Annotated in this window: 16 protein-coding genes and 1 pseudogene; 11 read left to right on the top strand and 6 right to left on the bottom strand. The window is 33.2% G+C overall.

Translation table 11 applies throughout. The annotated features are described in order from the left end of the window. Positions 1-506: 506 nt before the first annotated feature. The 3 genes and pseudogenes from AC3EMB_RS10745 to AC3EMB_RS10735 form a co-directional block, all read left to right on the top strand. Positions 507-814, top strand: a pseudogene (locus AC3EMB_RS10745) (WXG100 family type VII secretion target); the annotation flags it as partial. Beyond that, positions 794-934, top strand: a complete 141-nt coding sequence (locus tag AC3EMB_RS10740) for an RNase A-like domain-containing protein (RefSeq protein ID WP_234410008.1) — start codon at positions 794-796, stop codon at positions 932-934. The pseudogene AC3EMB_RS10745 and the gene AC3EMB_RS10740, both read left to right, overlap by 21 nt. A gap of 17 nt (positions 935-951) precedes the next feature. Continuing rightward, complete coding sequence (locus AC3EMB_RS10735; protein ID WP_423098829.1) at positions 952-1,236, top strand: contact-dependent growth inhibition system immunity protein; 285 nt, start codon at positions 952-954, stop codon at positions 1,234-1,236. A 266-nt stretch (positions 1,237-1,502) separates the two neighbouring features. Here AC3EMB_RS10735 and AC3EMB_RS10730 read toward each other — a convergent pair whose 3' ends face one another. Next, positions 1,503-1,778: a stage V sporulation protein S gene (locus AC3EMB_RS10730; RefSeq protein WP_000427801.1), complete on the bottom strand. Its 276-nt coding sequence runs from the start codon at positions 1,776-1,778 to the stop codon at positions 1,503-1,505. A gap of 615 nt (positions 1,779-2,393) precedes the next feature. On the opposite strand from AC3EMB_RS10730, the gene AC3EMB_RS10725 reads away from it, so the two are divergent. Next, on the top strand, positions 2,394-2,942 hold the full coding sequence (locus AC3EMB_RS10725; protein WP_053564648.1) for a hypothetical protein: 549 nt from the start codon (positions 2,394-2,396) through the stop codon (positions 2,940-2,942). A gap of 154 nt (positions 2,943-3,096) precedes the next feature. Here AC3EMB_RS10725 and AC3EMB_RS10720 read toward each other — a convergent pair whose 3' ends face one another. Beyond that, positions 3,097-4,698, bottom strand: a complete 1,602-nt coding sequence (locus AC3EMB_RS10720) for an esterase/lipase family protein (protein ID WP_254488661.1) — start codon at positions 4,696-4,698, stop codon at positions 3,097-3,099. Positions 4,699-5,251: 553 nt separating this feature from the next. Here AC3EMB_RS10720 and AC3EMB_RS10715 point away from each other — a divergent pair. Beyond that, positions 5,252-6,091 (top strand): arylamine N-acetyltransferase family protein, encoded by an 840-nt coding sequence (locus AC3EMB_RS10715; RefSeq protein ID WP_053564650.1) that lies wholly within the window; start codon positions 5,252-5,254, stop codon positions 6,089-6,091. Between the two features lie 96 nt (positions 6,092-6,187). Here the strand turns inward: AC3EMB_RS10715 and AC3EMB_RS10710 are convergent, their stop codons facing one another. Together AC3EMB_RS10710 and exsG are read right to left on the bottom strand one after the other, a co-directional pair. Beyond that, positions 6,188-6,397: a hypothetical protein gene (locus tag AC3EMB_RS10710; RefSeq protein WP_000824206.1), complete on the bottom strand. Its 210-nt coding sequence runs from the start codon at positions 6,395-6,397 to the stop codon at positions 6,188-6,190. A gap of 217 nt (positions 6,398-6,614) precedes the next feature. Next, positions 6,615-6,767, bottom strand: a complete 153-nt coding sequence (gene exsG, locus AC3EMB_RS10705) for an exosporium protein ExsG (protein WP_000395679.1) — start codon at positions 6,765-6,767, stop codon at positions 6,615-6,617. A gap of 208 nt (positions 6,768-6,975) precedes the next feature. Here exsG and AC3EMB_RS10700 point away from each other — a divergent pair, with 208 nt between their 5' ends. Next, positions 6,976-7,866, top strand: coding sequence for an excalibur calcium-binding domain-containing protein (locus AC3EMB_RS10700; RefSeq protein ID WP_366986587.1), 891 nt, complete (start codon positions 6,976-6,978; stop codon positions 7,864-7,866). 217 nt (positions 7,867-8,083) lie between these two features. On the opposite strand, the gene AC3EMB_RS10695 is transcribed toward AC3EMB_RS10700, so the two are convergent. Then, positions 8,084-8,506: a SpoIIAA family protein gene (locus AC3EMB_RS10695; protein ID WP_098126262.1), complete on the bottom strand. Its 423-nt coding sequence runs from the start codon at positions 8,504-8,506 to the stop codon at positions 8,084-8,086. Between the two features lie 226 nt (positions 8,507-8,732). On the opposite strand from AC3EMB_RS10695, the gene AC3EMB_RS10690 reads away from it, so the two are divergent. From AC3EMB_RS10690 to AC3EMB_RS10680, 3 genes are read left to right on the top strand one after another with little or no spacing between them, the layout of a single operon-like run. Beyond that, on the top strand, positions 8,733-9,695 hold the full coding sequence (locus AC3EMB_RS10690) for an AAA family ATPase (RefSeq protein ID WP_001135799.1): 963 nt from the start codon (positions 8,733-8,735) through the stop codon (positions 9,693-9,695). Further along, positions 9,695-10,909, top strand: coding sequence for a DUF58 domain-containing protein (locus tag AC3EMB_RS10685; protein WP_098678267.1), 1,215 nt, complete (start codon positions 9,695-9,697; stop codon positions 10,907-10,909). The genes AC3EMB_RS10690 and AC3EMB_RS10685 overlap by 1 nt, the downstream gene beginning before the upstream one ends. After that, the gene (locus AC3EMB_RS10680) at positions 10,906-13,134 is read left to right on the top strand and encodes a transglutaminase TgpA family protein (protein WP_197241099.1); all 2,229 of its coding nucleotides are present in this window, start codon (positions 10,906-10,908) and stop codon (positions 13,132-13,134) included. Before AC3EMB_RS10685 ends, AC3EMB_RS10680 begins: the two co-directional genes overlap by 4 nt. Before the next feature lie 83 nt (positions 13,135-13,217). Here AC3EMB_RS10680 and bsaA read toward each other — a convergent pair whose 3' ends face one another. After that, a complete protein-coding gene (gene bsaA, locus AC3EMB_RS10675; RefSeq protein ID WP_000219434.1) occupies positions 13,218-13,700 on the bottom strand; it encodes a glutathione peroxidase in 483 nt (160 codons plus the stop codon). A gap of 224 nt (positions 13,701-13,924) precedes the next feature. On the opposite strand from bsaA, the gene AC3EMB_RS10670 reads away from it, so the two are divergent. Together AC3EMB_RS10670 and AC3EMB_RS10665 are read left to right on the top strand one after the other, a co-directional pair. Then, positions 13,925-14,134, top strand: a complete 210-nt coding sequence (locus tag AC3EMB_RS10670) for a DUF3925 domain-containing protein (protein WP_043938462.1) — start codon at positions 13,925-13,927, stop codon at positions 14,132-14,134. 95 nt (positions 14,135-14,229) lie between these two features. Continuing rightward, a complete protein-coding gene (locus tag AC3EMB_RS10665; RefSeq protein WP_053564662.1) occupies positions 14,230-15,201 on the top strand; it encodes an MBL fold metallo-hydrolase in 972 nt (323 codons plus the stop codon). The last annotated feature ends 10 nt before the right edge of the window (positions 15,202-15,211 follow it).

The raw sequence follows: 15,211 nt of genomic DNA, 5'->3' as shown, positions 1-15,211 counted from the left end.
CTATAAACCTTGATATGACAAGGTTTATAGGCCTATATCGTTGAATCTTAGGAGAAGAATGAACAGTCTTAGGGTTGTTTATTTTATGTTCAGAAAAACTATAAAAGCGTCGCAAATGCCTGTTATACAAGCATTTGCGACGCTTTTTATTTATTATATTATATTCTACTTCAAAAGGGTATTTCATATTTTTTCACATGTTTTTATATTATTTGTGAGCAAATAATAACCTTTTAATTAAACTGTATTAGATCCCCTTGATAAATAAACATTCCCCTTCCATTTGTTGAACTTTTGTTCTAAATATATCCTCTTAATTCATCAAGTTTTAAAGTGCGCTAAAAACGTTGATTTATCAAGCTTTTATAAAAATGATATTTCATAGTGATTCATCACTTTTTATATTTTGTGGGTAAATTGCGGGTGGGGTTGTGGGTGCCCCCACAAAATATAAAACTAAATGAATTAGGCCTGTTTTATTTTTCCATCTGTTCTTTCCTATATCAAAGGCATTAGGTAACTGGGAAACTTGGAAAGGTATGGGCTACACTGTTACCCATTTAGATAAAGCTTTACCTGCTATGTGGGATGCGTTATCAGATTCTTTTAAGAAAGATGTGATAAATGGAGATGCAGAAACCCGCGGAAGATGGGGATCGTATGCTTTAACACAAATTGGATTAGGTCTTATTGGGGGGATAAAGGAGTCAGTAAAGCTGCAAAGCTAGCGCAAGGTGCTAAATTCTCTCAAGGTATCTCAAAAGCTGGACAAATATTGAGCAAAGGCGATAATTTGGCTTTCTCAGGTGGTAATGAAATAATTGGTAGAGGAATTCAAAGAGGTTCTACGACAATTGAGGAAATGACCAATGCTAAAATTATTTTAAAGAAAGATGCAAACGGAAAATTTATTTTAACTGGCTATCCAAATTAATAAATAGGAGGATAAATATGTTATTAAAACACAATCCAGAAGATGAAATTTATCAATTCCTAGCAGGAAACTTTCATCAAGATTCTTTCTATGAAGAGGTAATTCAAGAACTAATAGAAGAGGAAAATAAAGAATATATACAAGATGCTATTATTTTCTTAACTAAATTTATTCAAAGTGATTACAGTAAGGAAGAAAAAAATAGATATATAAAAGAAGCTGCAGATGGAATATATTTTGAGGGATTAAAAGTAACACCTTTAGAATGGTTAGAACACACCGTTGATTTATTAAAAAAATGATAAAAAATACAATTTATGAAAATGTTAACAAATCAGAATATGAAATGTCTGTAAACTTAAAAAATGTTAAGTTAATTGAAGAAAAAAAACTATATAGGGATTTACACTAGATAGCGATAATTAATTACAACAAATAAAAGCAGAACCTTATGAGAGTTCTGCTTTTATAATTTTCATTTTGCATACACATAAGCAGGATTAGCAGTTACATAGTATGCTTTTACTGTTGTGAAATTTGTATTGATACGAACCATTCACAATTACTTTTAAGACCTTTTCTTTCTAGGGCCTACAATTAATTTAATCGCTGTTCTTTCTTCATTATTGATAGAGATCTCTTGAAACGCTGGAACAAAAGCTAAGTCAATACCACTTGGAGCGACGAACCCTCTTGCAATCGCAATTGCTTTAATCGCTTGATTTATAGCTCCAGCCCCAATCGCTTGAATTTCCACATTACCACTTGTTCTTAGTACACCCGCTATTGCACCCGCGACTGAATTTGGGCTTGATTTTGAAGATACCTTTAATATATTTTCCATGTAAGTTGCTCCCTCTATTATTTAATCTCTCTTTCGTTACAATTTTAAATATTTTAGCGTATCTTTAATTACTATTCACACCAAAAACAAACGATGCTTCATATGTACATTTATTCTATATTTTCTGACTTCTTCCTGCCCAGCTACACAAATAAAATAAAAAAATAAACTAAATAATCTAATATACATACGATTAAATATCATAACTTCACCAAACGATAACATCCATACAGCAAAAGATAATATTGCTGTTTGTCAGACGAAATTAATATAGTAAAATGAAACTTTACTCAGTGGGGGTTTTGTTCATCCCCAAACTAACTTCTTTGCTTTCACTGAATTTTGAGGTGGGGTCTTACCGCTCGGAAAATAGCGGGATAAACGTTTCCTCGTTACTTTAATCCATTTAGAAATCCCATTCATTTTTCTATCAAATTATGAACCTTATCATCTTCAAAAAGTGTTACAGGTAATACCCCAATACTATATTTCATCATTTGAGCACTTTATATTCCAAATCTATCTCCTTTTATAGTACAAGCATACACGCCAATTGTGATTCATTTTCATAAACTATTATGTGTTTTACATTTATTAAGAATAGGAGGTAATATATTGGGTTCATACTATCATTCTTCAAACTCGTATAAAAAATGCTCATGTAAATCTTCTTCCAGTTCAAATAAAAAATGTTCATGTGACCATTCACATAAACGAAGCTGTCCTGCATACGGAACTTTTTGGCAAACTGAATTTATAACTGTTCCTTTTGGCAACCCTTTTCCATTTAATCACGTTGGACCTTTAGCAGGAGGCGTTTCCTTACTAAACTCTACTACTATACAATTTAGACAAGCTGGTGATTATAGAGTTTCGTTCATTTCCAGTATTAATACTACTTTAAATCCTGTATTTCCACATATCCCAGTCATAACTATATTTTTAAATAACAATCCACTTGCTAATAGTCAAGGTGACTTCGCTATTCAAATGAATACTTCATCAAATAACGAATGTCTTCAACTCGTTGGCGAAACGATTGTTACAGTGCCAGCTAATTCAACTCTTCAACTTAGAAATAATAGTGGCTTTAATCGTCAAAGTATTGTAACTTGTGACAATGGTATAAATTCAGTCGAATTAACAGTTACAAAACTAAGTTAATATTATTTCTTCACATTCAGATGCTATTTCAGCATCTTTTTTTATTGAATAACAGTTTTCTTCGACTTTTATTATCTCTCATCACGCAAAAAAGTGCAGAATTCTTTCTAACACAAGATTTCTGCACTTTTATATTATGCTTATTTATTCTTCCTTATTTCTCTACATAAACCGACTTAACAATCGTACGATTATATGGTTTTCCTTCTTTATTCATCCCTTTTATATCCATCGTAACGTTATATACTCCCGGTTGTTTTATATCTTTCAAAGCACCTGTAAATGTATTCGTATTAACATTTTGTAATTCATTAAATTCAGAGACTAACTTACCTTCTTTATTAACGACTCTTACTGTTATGGAAAGATCCCCTTTCATTTCAGGTGCCACTGGTGATTTTTTCAGTTTATACTCAGGTTTATTTACTTTAACCTTTGTAGGCATTTGAAGAACAAATGGCGCGTCATTCTTGTAATCGCTTACAAATAAATATGCATCTTTCGACTGCTTCGCCATCATTTTGATTTTCCATTCGCCTACTTCCAATTTATCAAACTTGAATGTTCTAATTGTCGCCCCATTAAAGAAAGATTCGCCTTCACCAGTAGTTATAGCGCTATCTTTGTTTGCATAGATTTTTCCTTTTGGAGATACCATTTGTACTTCTACATCAGAAGAAGCAGTTAGTACAGAAACTATTCCTTCAGCCTTTTTATCAACAGAAATACTTTGCTCTATCCACTGATTTTGTGGTAATTCGCCTCCTAAAATATTTTGATTTGAAGTTGTATTTAATTGTTCTAGATTTTCATTTGAACTAGTGCTGGATGCTACTAAAGCTGGTAACCCCACATTTGTCGTACGTAAATATGGTTCAATTCGTGCAAAAACAGCTGATCCTTTTCTTATATTGTCATGATCAAATCTTGAATCTGTAAATAAATGTGTACCGTACGATAGCTTCGCACTCCATTCATTTACTAGTCCATCATTTGAACCGTACGACGATAAATATAACCCGCCCATAGATAATGCAGAAAATGTTGGCCCCCAGCTAGTCCCAGTAGCCGTATAGTAACGGTTTAATTTAGCTGCTGGGTTGTTATCTATTGTTGAACGAAACTTTGCCATTTCACCTATTTGTAACGAATACGTACCATCATCTTTTTGACCTAATATAGAAGCAAGCCACCCTGCCCACCAACTATATGATAAATCTGCTAAATTTGAGCCGTGATGCGGTGTAGCAAGTGTAATAACATTTCCAACAAATCGATTCGCACCATATTCAACTAATGCAGCTTGTGTATCAATACCACCTTTACTATGTGCTACAATATTAACTTTTTTACCGAAATGATTATATATTTCTTCAAGTTTTTGTGCTAACAATTTTCCGTTATCCCACTGACTAGCCGAACCTTTCCCAGCAGCATCATATAATTGTATAAACACTGTTTGATAGCCTGCTTTCAAAGCATAATCATACATATCATTTATATCATGATATACTGTCTTTCCATACCAACTATCTGCATTACCATTTCTTCCTTGTACAAAGAGAATTGGTGGTTTATTCTCATCATAATTAGCAGGTTTTTGGCCTAAAAACCATTCTCCAGGTGTGAATACTTCTGTATCAGGAAACCCCTTTCCAAGCTCTTTTACAACTTCTGCCTGTACATTTGTGCTAAACGTTGGAGCCATGATAAAAAATACAATTAGTAAGACCACAAATCTTCTCATCAGTCGCATATTACTCCCCCTATTTTTTTGAAAGAAGGTGTTCTTTATAATATTTTATATTTTCCCTTCCTTAATAATAGCTAATCTTTTATTTTAAAAAGATGTTAGCCCTATTTTTAGAAGGTTACTAGTTGTGTACCCTCTTCCTTAACTCTCGTTATTCTCTTTGTTTCTACCTCTTCCTTTTGATAGAATACGACAAAAAAGTTTCTCAATAATTGTTAACTTCGCTACATCCAGATATTTTTTAAATTATTATTGTTTATATAAAGCATACAAATCTTGAAAAAATTTTAGTGAAAAAACATTTTATTACTAGTTAGTTATTTAAAAATATAATAAAGATATGTACTTTCTTTTCATTAAATACAAACTAATTTCAAAGGAGCTTATATTATAAGACTTTCCTACGATTAAAATTTAAACTGAAATTTCCGAATAGATAGTTATATTTCCAGAAACATATATTATGATAATTTTCGTGCACTTGAATTAACTTTTTAGAAGTACTAACCTATCGGTGAGCAGAAGAAAATTCTGTAAAAAGAAAGGAGAATACTTTATGATGACCAAATTACAAAAAGAGTTTTTTAAACGCTTAAAAATTCCTGCAAAAGAAATAACATTTGATGATTTAGATGAAATTCTCTTAAAAATGGGAATGATTCTCCCCTATGAAAATCTTGATATTATGGCTGGTACTATTAAAAATATCTCAAAAGATAACTTAATAGAAAAGTTACTTATTCAAAAACGAGGTGGACTTTGTTATGAATTAAACTCCTTATTGTATTATTTCTTAATTGATTGTGGGTTTCAAGTATACAAAGTAGCCGGTACTGTTTATGATCTGTACGATAATAAATGGAAACCCGATGATGGTCATGTCATTATCATATTAAGTCATGAGGATAAAGATTATGTTGTGGATGCAGGTTTTGCATCTCATCTCCCTTTACATCCAGTACCTTTTAACGGAGAAGCCATCTCCTCTCAAACAGGAGAATATCGAATTCGTAAGCGAAATACTCGAAAAGGTACGCATATTTTAGAAATGAGAAAAGGAGCTAACGGAGAATCTACAAGTTTCTTACAATCTGAACCTTCAAACGAATGGAAAATAGGCTATGCTTTCACTGTAGATCCAATAGATGAGAAAAAAGTGAATAATATTCAAAAAGTGATTGTAGAGCATAAAGAATCTCCTTTTAATAAAGGAGCTATCACTTGTAAATTAACTACTTATGGTCACATATCATTAACAAATAAAAATTATACAGAAACCTTTAAAGGCACCAAAAATAAACAACCAATAGAATCTAAAGATTATGCTCGCATTCTTCGTGACTCTTTTGGAATAACGCAAGAGAAATATGTAGGAAAAACACTAGAAAGAGGCTAGTTGACTACAAGTATTTCATAATAAAGCAGATTCTATATTTAGAATCTGCTTTATTTTATATTTTGCTATAAATTAATTTAATTTTGTTGTTACCCTTTAATTTTCAATTATATACTCATCATCATATTTATCGTATTGTAGCCCTTCCCCTATCTTTGACTCCGTAACTTGATCTCTTAAAAACGGTGCAGCATCCATTTTGCTAGTTGCAATTTCAATTCCATATTTTTTCGTTAAATGAGCTAACTCTATTAAAAACCACTCTCTTCGCAATGTAACTGGAATATCCAATGTTTTTCTTTTCATATATAATAGCACCTCTTTTATTTTCATAACTTAAAACATCACTGGATGCACTTATTAAGACTACCTTTCACCGCTAACATCCAATGAAACATTATAGTATATGCATGTCCATTTCAAACGTGCTATCACAAATATGATATTTAAGTTTACATAATTACATTATGTAATAGTAGAAAAGAAAGGCATGTCCCTTCCTCTTCTACTATAGAGATTTAAATTAAGAACATCTTGGTACACCTAAAGCTAAAAATAAACCTGCTACTCCCGCAGTAATCGGTACTTTTAACGTAATAACATCGTCTACCTTCGTTACTAAAAAGTAAGCATTACCTTCTTGTAATATACAAGTTACCAACAATTGAAATTCCATTCAAATCTCCTCCTTTCAATCGATATACTATAATTTATGAAATCTCTTTCAAAAAGTAATAGGAAATATATCTATTTTTCCTTATATACAAAATAAATGTTTATAGGTCTAGTAAAAATATTAATTTTCTAAATTTATATAATACGTGTAATATCCAATAAGTTCCTATATAATCAATAAAGAAAATCTTACAAATGGAGGTATGAAAATGGAGGTTTTGAGTAATATTGGTGCAGCTTTATTTTTTATTGCTTTTATTCTTTTAATCTTATGTATCATTTCATTCTTTAAGAAAAATGGAAAAGCAAAACAATATGGTCGTCCTACCGTTATTCTTTTTATGATTTCAATTATATTAATAGTGACCGGTACAACAACATCTGAACATCCAGTCATCGAATTTTTTGCTATTTTAAGTTTCATTCTATTTATATTCTTCCTTGTACTTGCAATATTATCTGTTATTAAGAAGACAGGTGTAGCGAAAAAACAATTTATTATTACAGCCGTATTATTTGTCATTTTTGTTGCGCTATTAGGTATTTCAGCTCCTTCTTCTGAAAAAACGACAGCAACTAGTACAAAAGTTGCCTCTAACAATGAAGAACAAAAAAAAGAACTAGAAAAGAAAGAGGCGGATGAAAAAACTCAAAAGCAAGAAGATGAGAAGCGTCTAGCCGAGGAACAAGCTCGTAAACAAGAAGATGAGAAACGTCTAGCCGAGGAACAAGCTCGTAAGCAAGAAGATGAAAAACGTCAGGCTGATGAACAAGCTCGTAAACAACAAGAAGAACAGAAACGTCTAGCTGATGAACAGGCTCGTAAGCAACAAGAAGAACAAAAACGACAAGCTGATGAACAAGCTCGTAAACAACAAGAAGAACAAAAACGTCAGGCTGACGAACAGACTCGTAAACAACAAGAAGAGCAAAAAGCACAGCAAGCTCAAACCCAACCCGCTTCAGGAAATACTAGTAGTGCATACTACAAAAATTGTGCTACAGTTAGAGCGGCTGGGAAAGCCCCTTTACATAAAGGGCAACCAGGTTATAGCTCTCATCTTGATCGTGATGGCGATGGAATTGCATGTGAAAAATAGCAATAAAAAAGAAGCTTCTACTAAGCTTCTTTTTTATTATCTTAAAGTATTTCGACTAATTATTCTTCACTTTTTAGAATCGTACAAGCAATTAGACAAGAATCTGCGAAGAAAACAATTGTGTTGGAAACTGATAAGCTAATGAATTTTACAATAACCTCAACATTATGGACATTTAAAAACCAGTTGATTGAGAGAAACTAGTTTAACAAAGTTTCTATATGGGATATTCATTCAACCAACTTAGCGCTTGTTCATAATCATCAAAAAACTTCACAGATTCTTTTATATTGGCTTGCTGTAAATAATTCATTATCTCCCCCTCTTCAAGGAGAAACGCAATCGCCTTACTGTGATTCAAAATAGTTTCATTGAAGAACTTATCTTTCCATGCTTTTTGAACAGAAAAATGATTTGGCGTGTATCCTTTTCTATCCACTAACAATTTGTATTTTCGTCCCTCGGAAATGAATTGCTGACAAACTTGCTCAAAACCATCAAACCATTCATACACATCATCTGTTCTTATCTTTCCAATTAAATGGGTAATAATTAAATCTCCTGAAACTATTGTGCTGATATTCTGTTTATTCAATTTGGAATCATCTCCCTTAGTTACAATTATGCGTAAAAATCTCATAAAGTAAAACTTTAATCAGTGGGGATTTTACTAGCTAGGAATAAAACTACAAATCATTATTTACTGTATTGCCCTTAGTTACGGAAACAATTATACTAGATGTAATTGAAATAAATAATCTGAATATTCTCAGAATTTAAGGTAAAAGTTTTACTATCTACAAATAGAATTAGAAATATGTCCACTAAATAGATTAGAAAACGATAATAACATTAGGAGGATTACGATGCCCCAGCTTGATTCATTACATCCCACTGTAGAAAAAATAATCAATAATATTGAAAAAATAATGGTCGGAAAACGAAAAGAAACGATCTTAGCTTTGACAGCTCTCTTAGCTGACGGTCATGTGCTATTAGAAGATGTTCCTGGTGTCGGGAAAACAATGCTAGTACGTGCTCTTTCTAAATCCATTGATGCTGATTATAAGCGAATTCAATTTACACCTGATTTATTGCCGTCAGATGTAACAGGAGTTTCTATTTATAATCCGAAAGAGCTCCAATTTGAATTCAAGCCTGGACCAATTATGGGGAATTTTGTACTTGCTGATGAAATTAATCGTACATCTCCAAAGACACAATCTGCTTTACTTGAATGTATGGAAGAAGGCAATATTACAATCGATGGCATTACAAGGCCTTTACCAAAGCCGTTCTTTGTCATGGCTACACAAAATCCGGTCGAATATGAAGGAACATATTCTCTACCAGAAGCTCAGCTCGATCGTTTCTTATTGAAACTAAAAATGGGATATCCTACACCAGAAGAAGAATTTGAAATTTTAAACCGGATGGAAAAAACAAATCCACTCTCTCAATTACAGACCATTACTACAATAGAAGAATTAATTTATTTACAACAAAGCGTACGGGTAGTAAGTATGGACAAAGCAATTAAGCATTACATTGTAAAACTTGTTAATCAGACTCGTACGTACAGTTCTATACAGCTAGGTGCAAGTCCACGTGGCTCAATTGCTTTAATGAAAGCTTCACAAGCTTATGCATTTATCCATGGCAGAAATTATGTTATTCCAGACGATGTTAAATTTTTAGCTCCTTACGTTTTAGCACATAGACTCATTTTAAAAATGGAAGCAAAATTTGAAGGAATAACTGGAGAACAAGTTATCGCAAAAATCGTTGCACGAACTACTGTGCCGACTCAAAGGACGATGAACCCTTGATGAAACGAATACTGCGAGCGCTATATCACGTTACGAAGTTATTGCTACTCCCTTTATGTCTAGTCTTAACATTTGTGTACGCTATGTTTCAAGGAGGGTTTGTAAGTTGGTTTTTGTTTTACAGCACAATTCCCATTGCTCTTTATTCACTACTACTCCCCTTTTACGCTTTACGGGACGCTGAAGTAAGACGAATAACAAACCAAAATGGATATATAGTAGGAGAACAATTTATAAGCACGATTACAATAAAAAGAAAATTTCCTTTTCCCTTACTTTATTTAGTTATAGAAGATGAACTGCCACCACAATTTATAAGTTGTAAACAAACAAAGATGAATAAGGTAGTACTCTTCCCAGGATTGAAACGAAATATTTCGTTTCAATACGTTATTGACACAATCTCTAGAGGCGAGCACACTTTTTCAAGCGTTCGTGTAAAAACTGGCGATTTATTCGGCATGATAGAGAAAGAAGTAACTTTTTCAGTTCCAGATACATTTTTAGTCTATCCCCAGTATGTAGATATAGCATATCGACAATTGGAAAATCATTTCGAACAAGGAGCGCTTTCAGCAAATATAAATTCAGCAAAAGACTCTACAATCTCTGTCGGTGTCAGAGACTATAAACCTGGTGATCGCTTTTCATGGATTGATTGGAAAGCAACTGCACGAACAAACACTATTATGACAAAAGAGTTTGAACAACAGCGCAGCCATAATGTCATGATATTCATAGACAGAACCGAGTCTCCTCTATTCGAATCAGTCGTCACATTTACTGCCTCTATCGTAAGGACTGTCTTGAAACAAAATTCACCAGCATCATTCGTGTCTATCGGAAAAGAACAAACTATTTTCCCTTTAGACAATGGAGATACGCAGTTACAACAAATCCTTTGTCATTTAGCAAAAGTGCAAGCAGACAGTGTATTCCCGCTCTCCCAGAGTGTAGACATGGAACTAAGAAAAATTTATGAGCCCGTCACGGTTATACTCGTGACCAGTAATCTTTCTCCCGATATTCAAAAGGCGGCTGATTGTGCTGCTATAAGAAATAGAAAATGTATGGTTTTTGTCGTGAAAGAAAAAGCGAATCAACTTTCACACCGAGAAATCAGTATAATAGAAACTCTAAAAAAACGACAAATATTTGTAAACACGGTTTATGAAAACCGGTATACAAACGTGTTTTTTGAGGTGAGCAAATGATAACATTACAAACAAAATACAAGTGGGATACGAACAGATTCTTTATGCATGCATGTGTATTTCTTCTTTTACTAGAATGGCTAAGACCTCTTATAGGTATTACAAATGTAGGTAGATTAGATATTTTCGTAACATTTATAGGAATTTGCTTCGCTCTCTCTTTTTTTCAAACGAGGTGGCAGATTCCAATAAAAATTGTCACAGTCCTATTTATCATTCATTCCCTATATTATAAAAATGCTTTTATAAATCCATCTTGGCTAACAGCATTCTTTTCTGATATGTTTCGAAATTCCTCCCTGTTTTTCCAAGGGAATTTACTAGATATTTCTCCAGTTTTTCCGACGGTTTTATTTTTTCTCTCATTTTGGTTTTTGAGTTCTTTTACTTCATTTTGGATTATTCATAAAAAACGTGGGTTTCTATTTCTTGTATTGACTATTATTTATATCGCAACTTTTCATAACTTACATTTATACAATGCAAACTACGCTATTATTCGTACTGTTGTCATCGGCTTTTTTATGCTTAGTCTTCTTCAAGTAGAACGAATAAAAGAACGTGAACACTTACAAAATTATGCTAGGGAAATCTCAAAATTACTTAGACCACTTACAATATTTATTGTATTATTAGCAACCATCGCATACTTTGCTCCAAAATTTGGCCCTCAATGGCCAAACCCAATGGATTTTTTAAAATTCAACACATCTGAAGCAAGTAAAGAAAAAAAAGTTTCTACAATTGGGTATGGTTTAGATGACTCACGATTAGGTGGTCCTTTTAAGGCGGATCCTACAATTGTTTTCACAGCACGAACGCAAAACAAACAATATTGGAGAGTCGAAACGAAAGATTTTTATACCGGAAAAGGCTGGGAGGTTTCTGAAAATCCGAAAAAGGTTTCTTTTAAAAATAAAAACGACGTCGTAAGCTGGTACGAACAAAATACAAAAACAGAAACTACTGAGGCAACAATTACCATGCAAAAAAGTTACCCTCACCTTACCTATCCAGCAGGATTAGTAACAGTTGAAGCTTCTTCTGATGTATCATACAGTGTTGACCCGTTTTCAGAAAAAATTTATACAATGAATGGAGACTCTTCTACTACTTTACATTCGTATAAATTAACATATGAGATCCCTGAGTTTTCCATAAAAAACTTGAAAGCTGTAAAAACAAATGAAGGTCAAGAAACAAATCCTTATTTTATGACAAAGTACACACAACTTCCCGAGTCATTACCACAGCGCGTAAAAGACTTGGCTATCAATCTTACAAATGATAAAGACAACCGATATGATAAAGTATTAGCTATTGAAAATTACTTCACAGACAACTCTTTTACATACGAATCAACGAATGTCTCATTCCCTGCCAAAAGCCAAGATTATGTAGATCAATTCCTTTTCGATACAAAAAGCGGCTACTGTAATAATTTTTCGACGTCTATGATTGTACTACTTCGTTCTGCCGGGATTCCAGCTCGCTGGGTGAAAGGCTATACAGAAGGAACTCTTGACAATACACTTGCCTCTGCAGAAGGTGAGGATGTTTATACAATCACGAACGATAACGCACACTCTTGGGTCGAAGTATATTTCCCAGAATACGGATGGATTCCATTCGAACCGACAAAAGGATTTACTAATCCCTATAATTTTATAAATAATACGCCTGCTCCTATTTCACAAAATAGCGAAGCAAATAATTCTAATAACGAGCAAATACAACAACGAAATAATGAAGCAAAACTTAAAAGTTTAATTGAAAATACAGAAGAAGCTTCTACTAAAAAGGTCACAAATTCTAAAACTAGTTTTTCTTGGTGGTACGTATTCCTCTCTACGATACTAATTAGTATTATAGGATACATTCTCTTCACCACTAGAATGAAATGGATGACATTTCTTATTATTCATTTCTATAAATACCGAAAAGATGATGCTGTTTATCAAAAAGCTTACGGTGCACTTTTAAAACAATTTGCGAGAATTGGCATACCACGGGGTGAAAGTCAAACATTCCGAGAATACGCTCTCCATATCGATACACTTTACAACTCGACCGATATGCAACAACTTACTGCCAGTTATGAGAACGCTATGTATCAACAGGGGCAGGCTACGGTAGAATGGAAGAAATCCGTACACTTATGGGAAGTACTTATGAAAAAAGCAGCTTCTCCACCTAAATCAGATGGCTTTGATACAGTTATTTAATCTTGAAAATTTGAGTTTAAAGAAAACGTCTCAAAGAACTACATTGTTCTTTGAGACGTTTTTTAATAAAGTGAAACTCCTACTTATTCCCCAAGCACCTTCTCAATCTCAACCTCTAAATCTACCGGCTTCGTCTGCGGAGCAAAACGCCCTACTACTTTCCCGTCTTTTCCGATTAAAAACTTCGTAAAATTCCATTTCACTGCTTTCATACCAAGTAAACCTGGTGCTTGTTCTGTCATGTATGTATATAGAGGGTGAGCCTTATCACCTTTCACATCAACCTTTGCAAACATCGGGAAGTTTACACCGTAGTTTAATTCACAAAAACTAGTAATGTCCGCTTCTGTACCTGGTTCTTGTCCCCCGAATTGGTTACAAGGAAATCCGAGTATTTCGAGTCCTTGGTCTTTATATTTATCATATACCTCTTGTAATCCTTTATATTGTGGTGTGAAACCACATTTGCTAGCTACATTGACAATAAGAAGTGCTTTTCCTTCGTAATCTTTTAACGATTTTTCTTCACCTGTAATTGTTTTAGCTGAAAAATCATAAACTGTCATTGTCTTTGCCCCTCTCTTCACTATCATTCTATGTTTATACTATACTACATTCGTGAATATACAGCTCTTATTACGTACTTATAAGTTGTAATGATAGCGCTTTATTTCTGTTCGAAAATTCGACACAAACTACTAGACTTTTATGATGGAAAGTTTTACAATTGAAATGTGAACAAAATGTGACAGTTTATATTCCATTATAAAAGAAAAGGATGGTGTTCATTATGAAAACTGCACAACATGAAACGATTTCAAATCGCGAGTTTTATTTCGTACTATATATGATGTTATTGTTTGTTACTGGCTGGGTAATCGATGTAAATGGTTTATTCTTAAGCTCCTACTTTAATTTAGCAGGAGAGATTATGCTTCCATTAGTAGGCGGGATTGTTGGACTGTTCATTATGTCTATTAATAAACAACAAACGAAATAATAATATTACAAAAAGGCAGAAGACAAGCTTCGTTTTCTGCCTTTTTTCTATTTTAGCGTATAATAAAAACATGCAGTATATAAGGAGTGGTAACTATGAAAAAAGTAGAGCAATTATCTTCTCACCTATATCTTATTGATGATTTCGATTTACAGCATAATGAACGAACAGGTACGTACGTTTTATTAGGTGACGATATTACTTTAATTGAAACTTGTGCAGCCCCTTCTCTTCCGTATATTTTAGACGGCTTACAACAATTACATATTGATTTAAACGATGTTAAAAACATTATCGTTACACATGTGCATTTAGATCACGCTGGCGCAGCTGGTTTAATGATGGAAAAGTGCCCAAATGCTACGTTATATGTGCATTCTCGTGGTGCTCGTCATATGATTGATCCAACAAAACTTATTTTAGGTGCAAAAGCTGTCTACAAAGAAGATTTCGATAAACTCTTTGATCCAATTCTTCCAATTGAAGAAGAACGTGTTCATATTGTACAACATGGTGATACGTTAAAAATTGCAAAAGATCGCACCCTTACATTTTATGATACACCAGGACATGCGAAGCACCATATTAGCATTCACGATTCATTAACAAACGGGATTTTTACTGGCGATACAATTGGAATTTATTATAGAGAACTCGCAGACGTTGATGTAGAGTTATATCTACCATCAACGTCCCCTTCACAATTCCAACCAGATGCGATGATTACTTCTAAAAATCACATTCAAAGTATAAATGTAGATACTATTTATTTCGGTCATTACGGCGCATCCTCTCATGTTACAGAAGTATATAATCAACTGGAATATTGGCTACCTATTTTCGTTCATACTGGTAAGGAAGTCTTTGAAAAGTATAATGATTTCGATGAAGCAACTAAAGCTTTACAAACTTTGTTAATGGATAAAATCTCTTCTCATCTTACAAAGTTAAACGTTCCATCAGATCATTCCGTTTATAATATTTTACATTTAGATATAGAAATTAGCGCAATGGGCATTATTGATTATTTCACGAAGCAAGATAAAGCAAACTCCACTATTAACTAACAGTAAAAGA

This window comes from Bacillus sp. LQ16, from assembly GCF_057784645.1.
Note: the sequence above shows the minus strand (reverse complement) of the source record. Positions and strands in the feature narration are given on the sequence as shown.

Coding starts and splice junctions, on each gene's coding strand:
- AC3EMB_RS10735 (WP_423098829.1), top strand. CDS start 952: ATGTTATTAAAACACAATCCAGAAGATGAAATTTATCAATTCCTAGCA.
- AC3EMB_RS10730 (WP_000427801.1), bottom strand. CDS start 1,778: ATGGAAAATATATTAAAGGTATCTTCAAAATCAAGCCCAAATTCAGTC.
- AC3EMB_RS10720 (WP_254488661.1), bottom strand. CDS start 4,698: ATGCGACTGATGAGAAGATTTGTGGTCTTACTAATTGTATTTTTTATC.
- AC3EMB_RS10715 (WP_053564650.1), top strand. CDS start 5,252: ATGATGACCAAATTACAAAAAGAGTTTTTTAAACGCTTAAAAATTCCT.
- AC3EMB_RS10710 (WP_000824206.1), bottom strand. CDS start 6,397: ATGAAAAGAAAAACATTGGATATTCCAGTTACATTGCGAAGAGAGTGG.
- exsG (WP_000395679.1), bottom strand. CDS start 6,767: ATGGAATTTCAATTGTTGGTAACTTGTATATTACAAGAAGGTAATGCT.
- AC3EMB_RS10700 (WP_366986587.1), top strand. CDS start 6,976: ATGGAGGTTTTGAGTAATATTGGTGCAGCTTTATTTTTTATTGCTTTT.
- AC3EMB_RS10695 (WP_098126262.1), bottom strand. CDS start 8,506: ATGAGATTTTTACGCATAATTGTAACTAAGGGAGATGATTCCAAATTG.
- AC3EMB_RS10690 (WP_001135799.1), top strand. CDS start 8,733: ATGCCCCAGCTTGATTCATTACATCCCACTGTAGAAAAAATAATCAAT.
- AC3EMB_RS10685 (WP_098678267.1), top strand. CDS start 9,695: ATGAAACGAATACTGCGAGCGCTATATCACGTTACGAAGTTATTGCTA.
- AC3EMB_RS10680 (WP_197241099.1), top strand. CDS start 10,906: ATGATAACATTACAAACAAAATACAAGTGGGATACGAACAGATTCTTT.
- bsaA (WP_000219434.1), bottom strand. CDS start 13,700: ATGACAGTTTATGATTTTTCAGCTAAAACAATTACAGGTGAAGAAAAA.
- AC3EMB_RS10670 (WP_043938462.1), top strand. CDS start 13,925: ATGAAAACTGCACAACATGAAACGATTTCAAATCGCGAGTTTTATTTC.
- AC3EMB_RS10665 (WP_053564662.1), top strand. CDS start 14,230: ATGAAAAAAGTAGAGCAATTATCTTCTCACCTATATCTTATTGATGAT.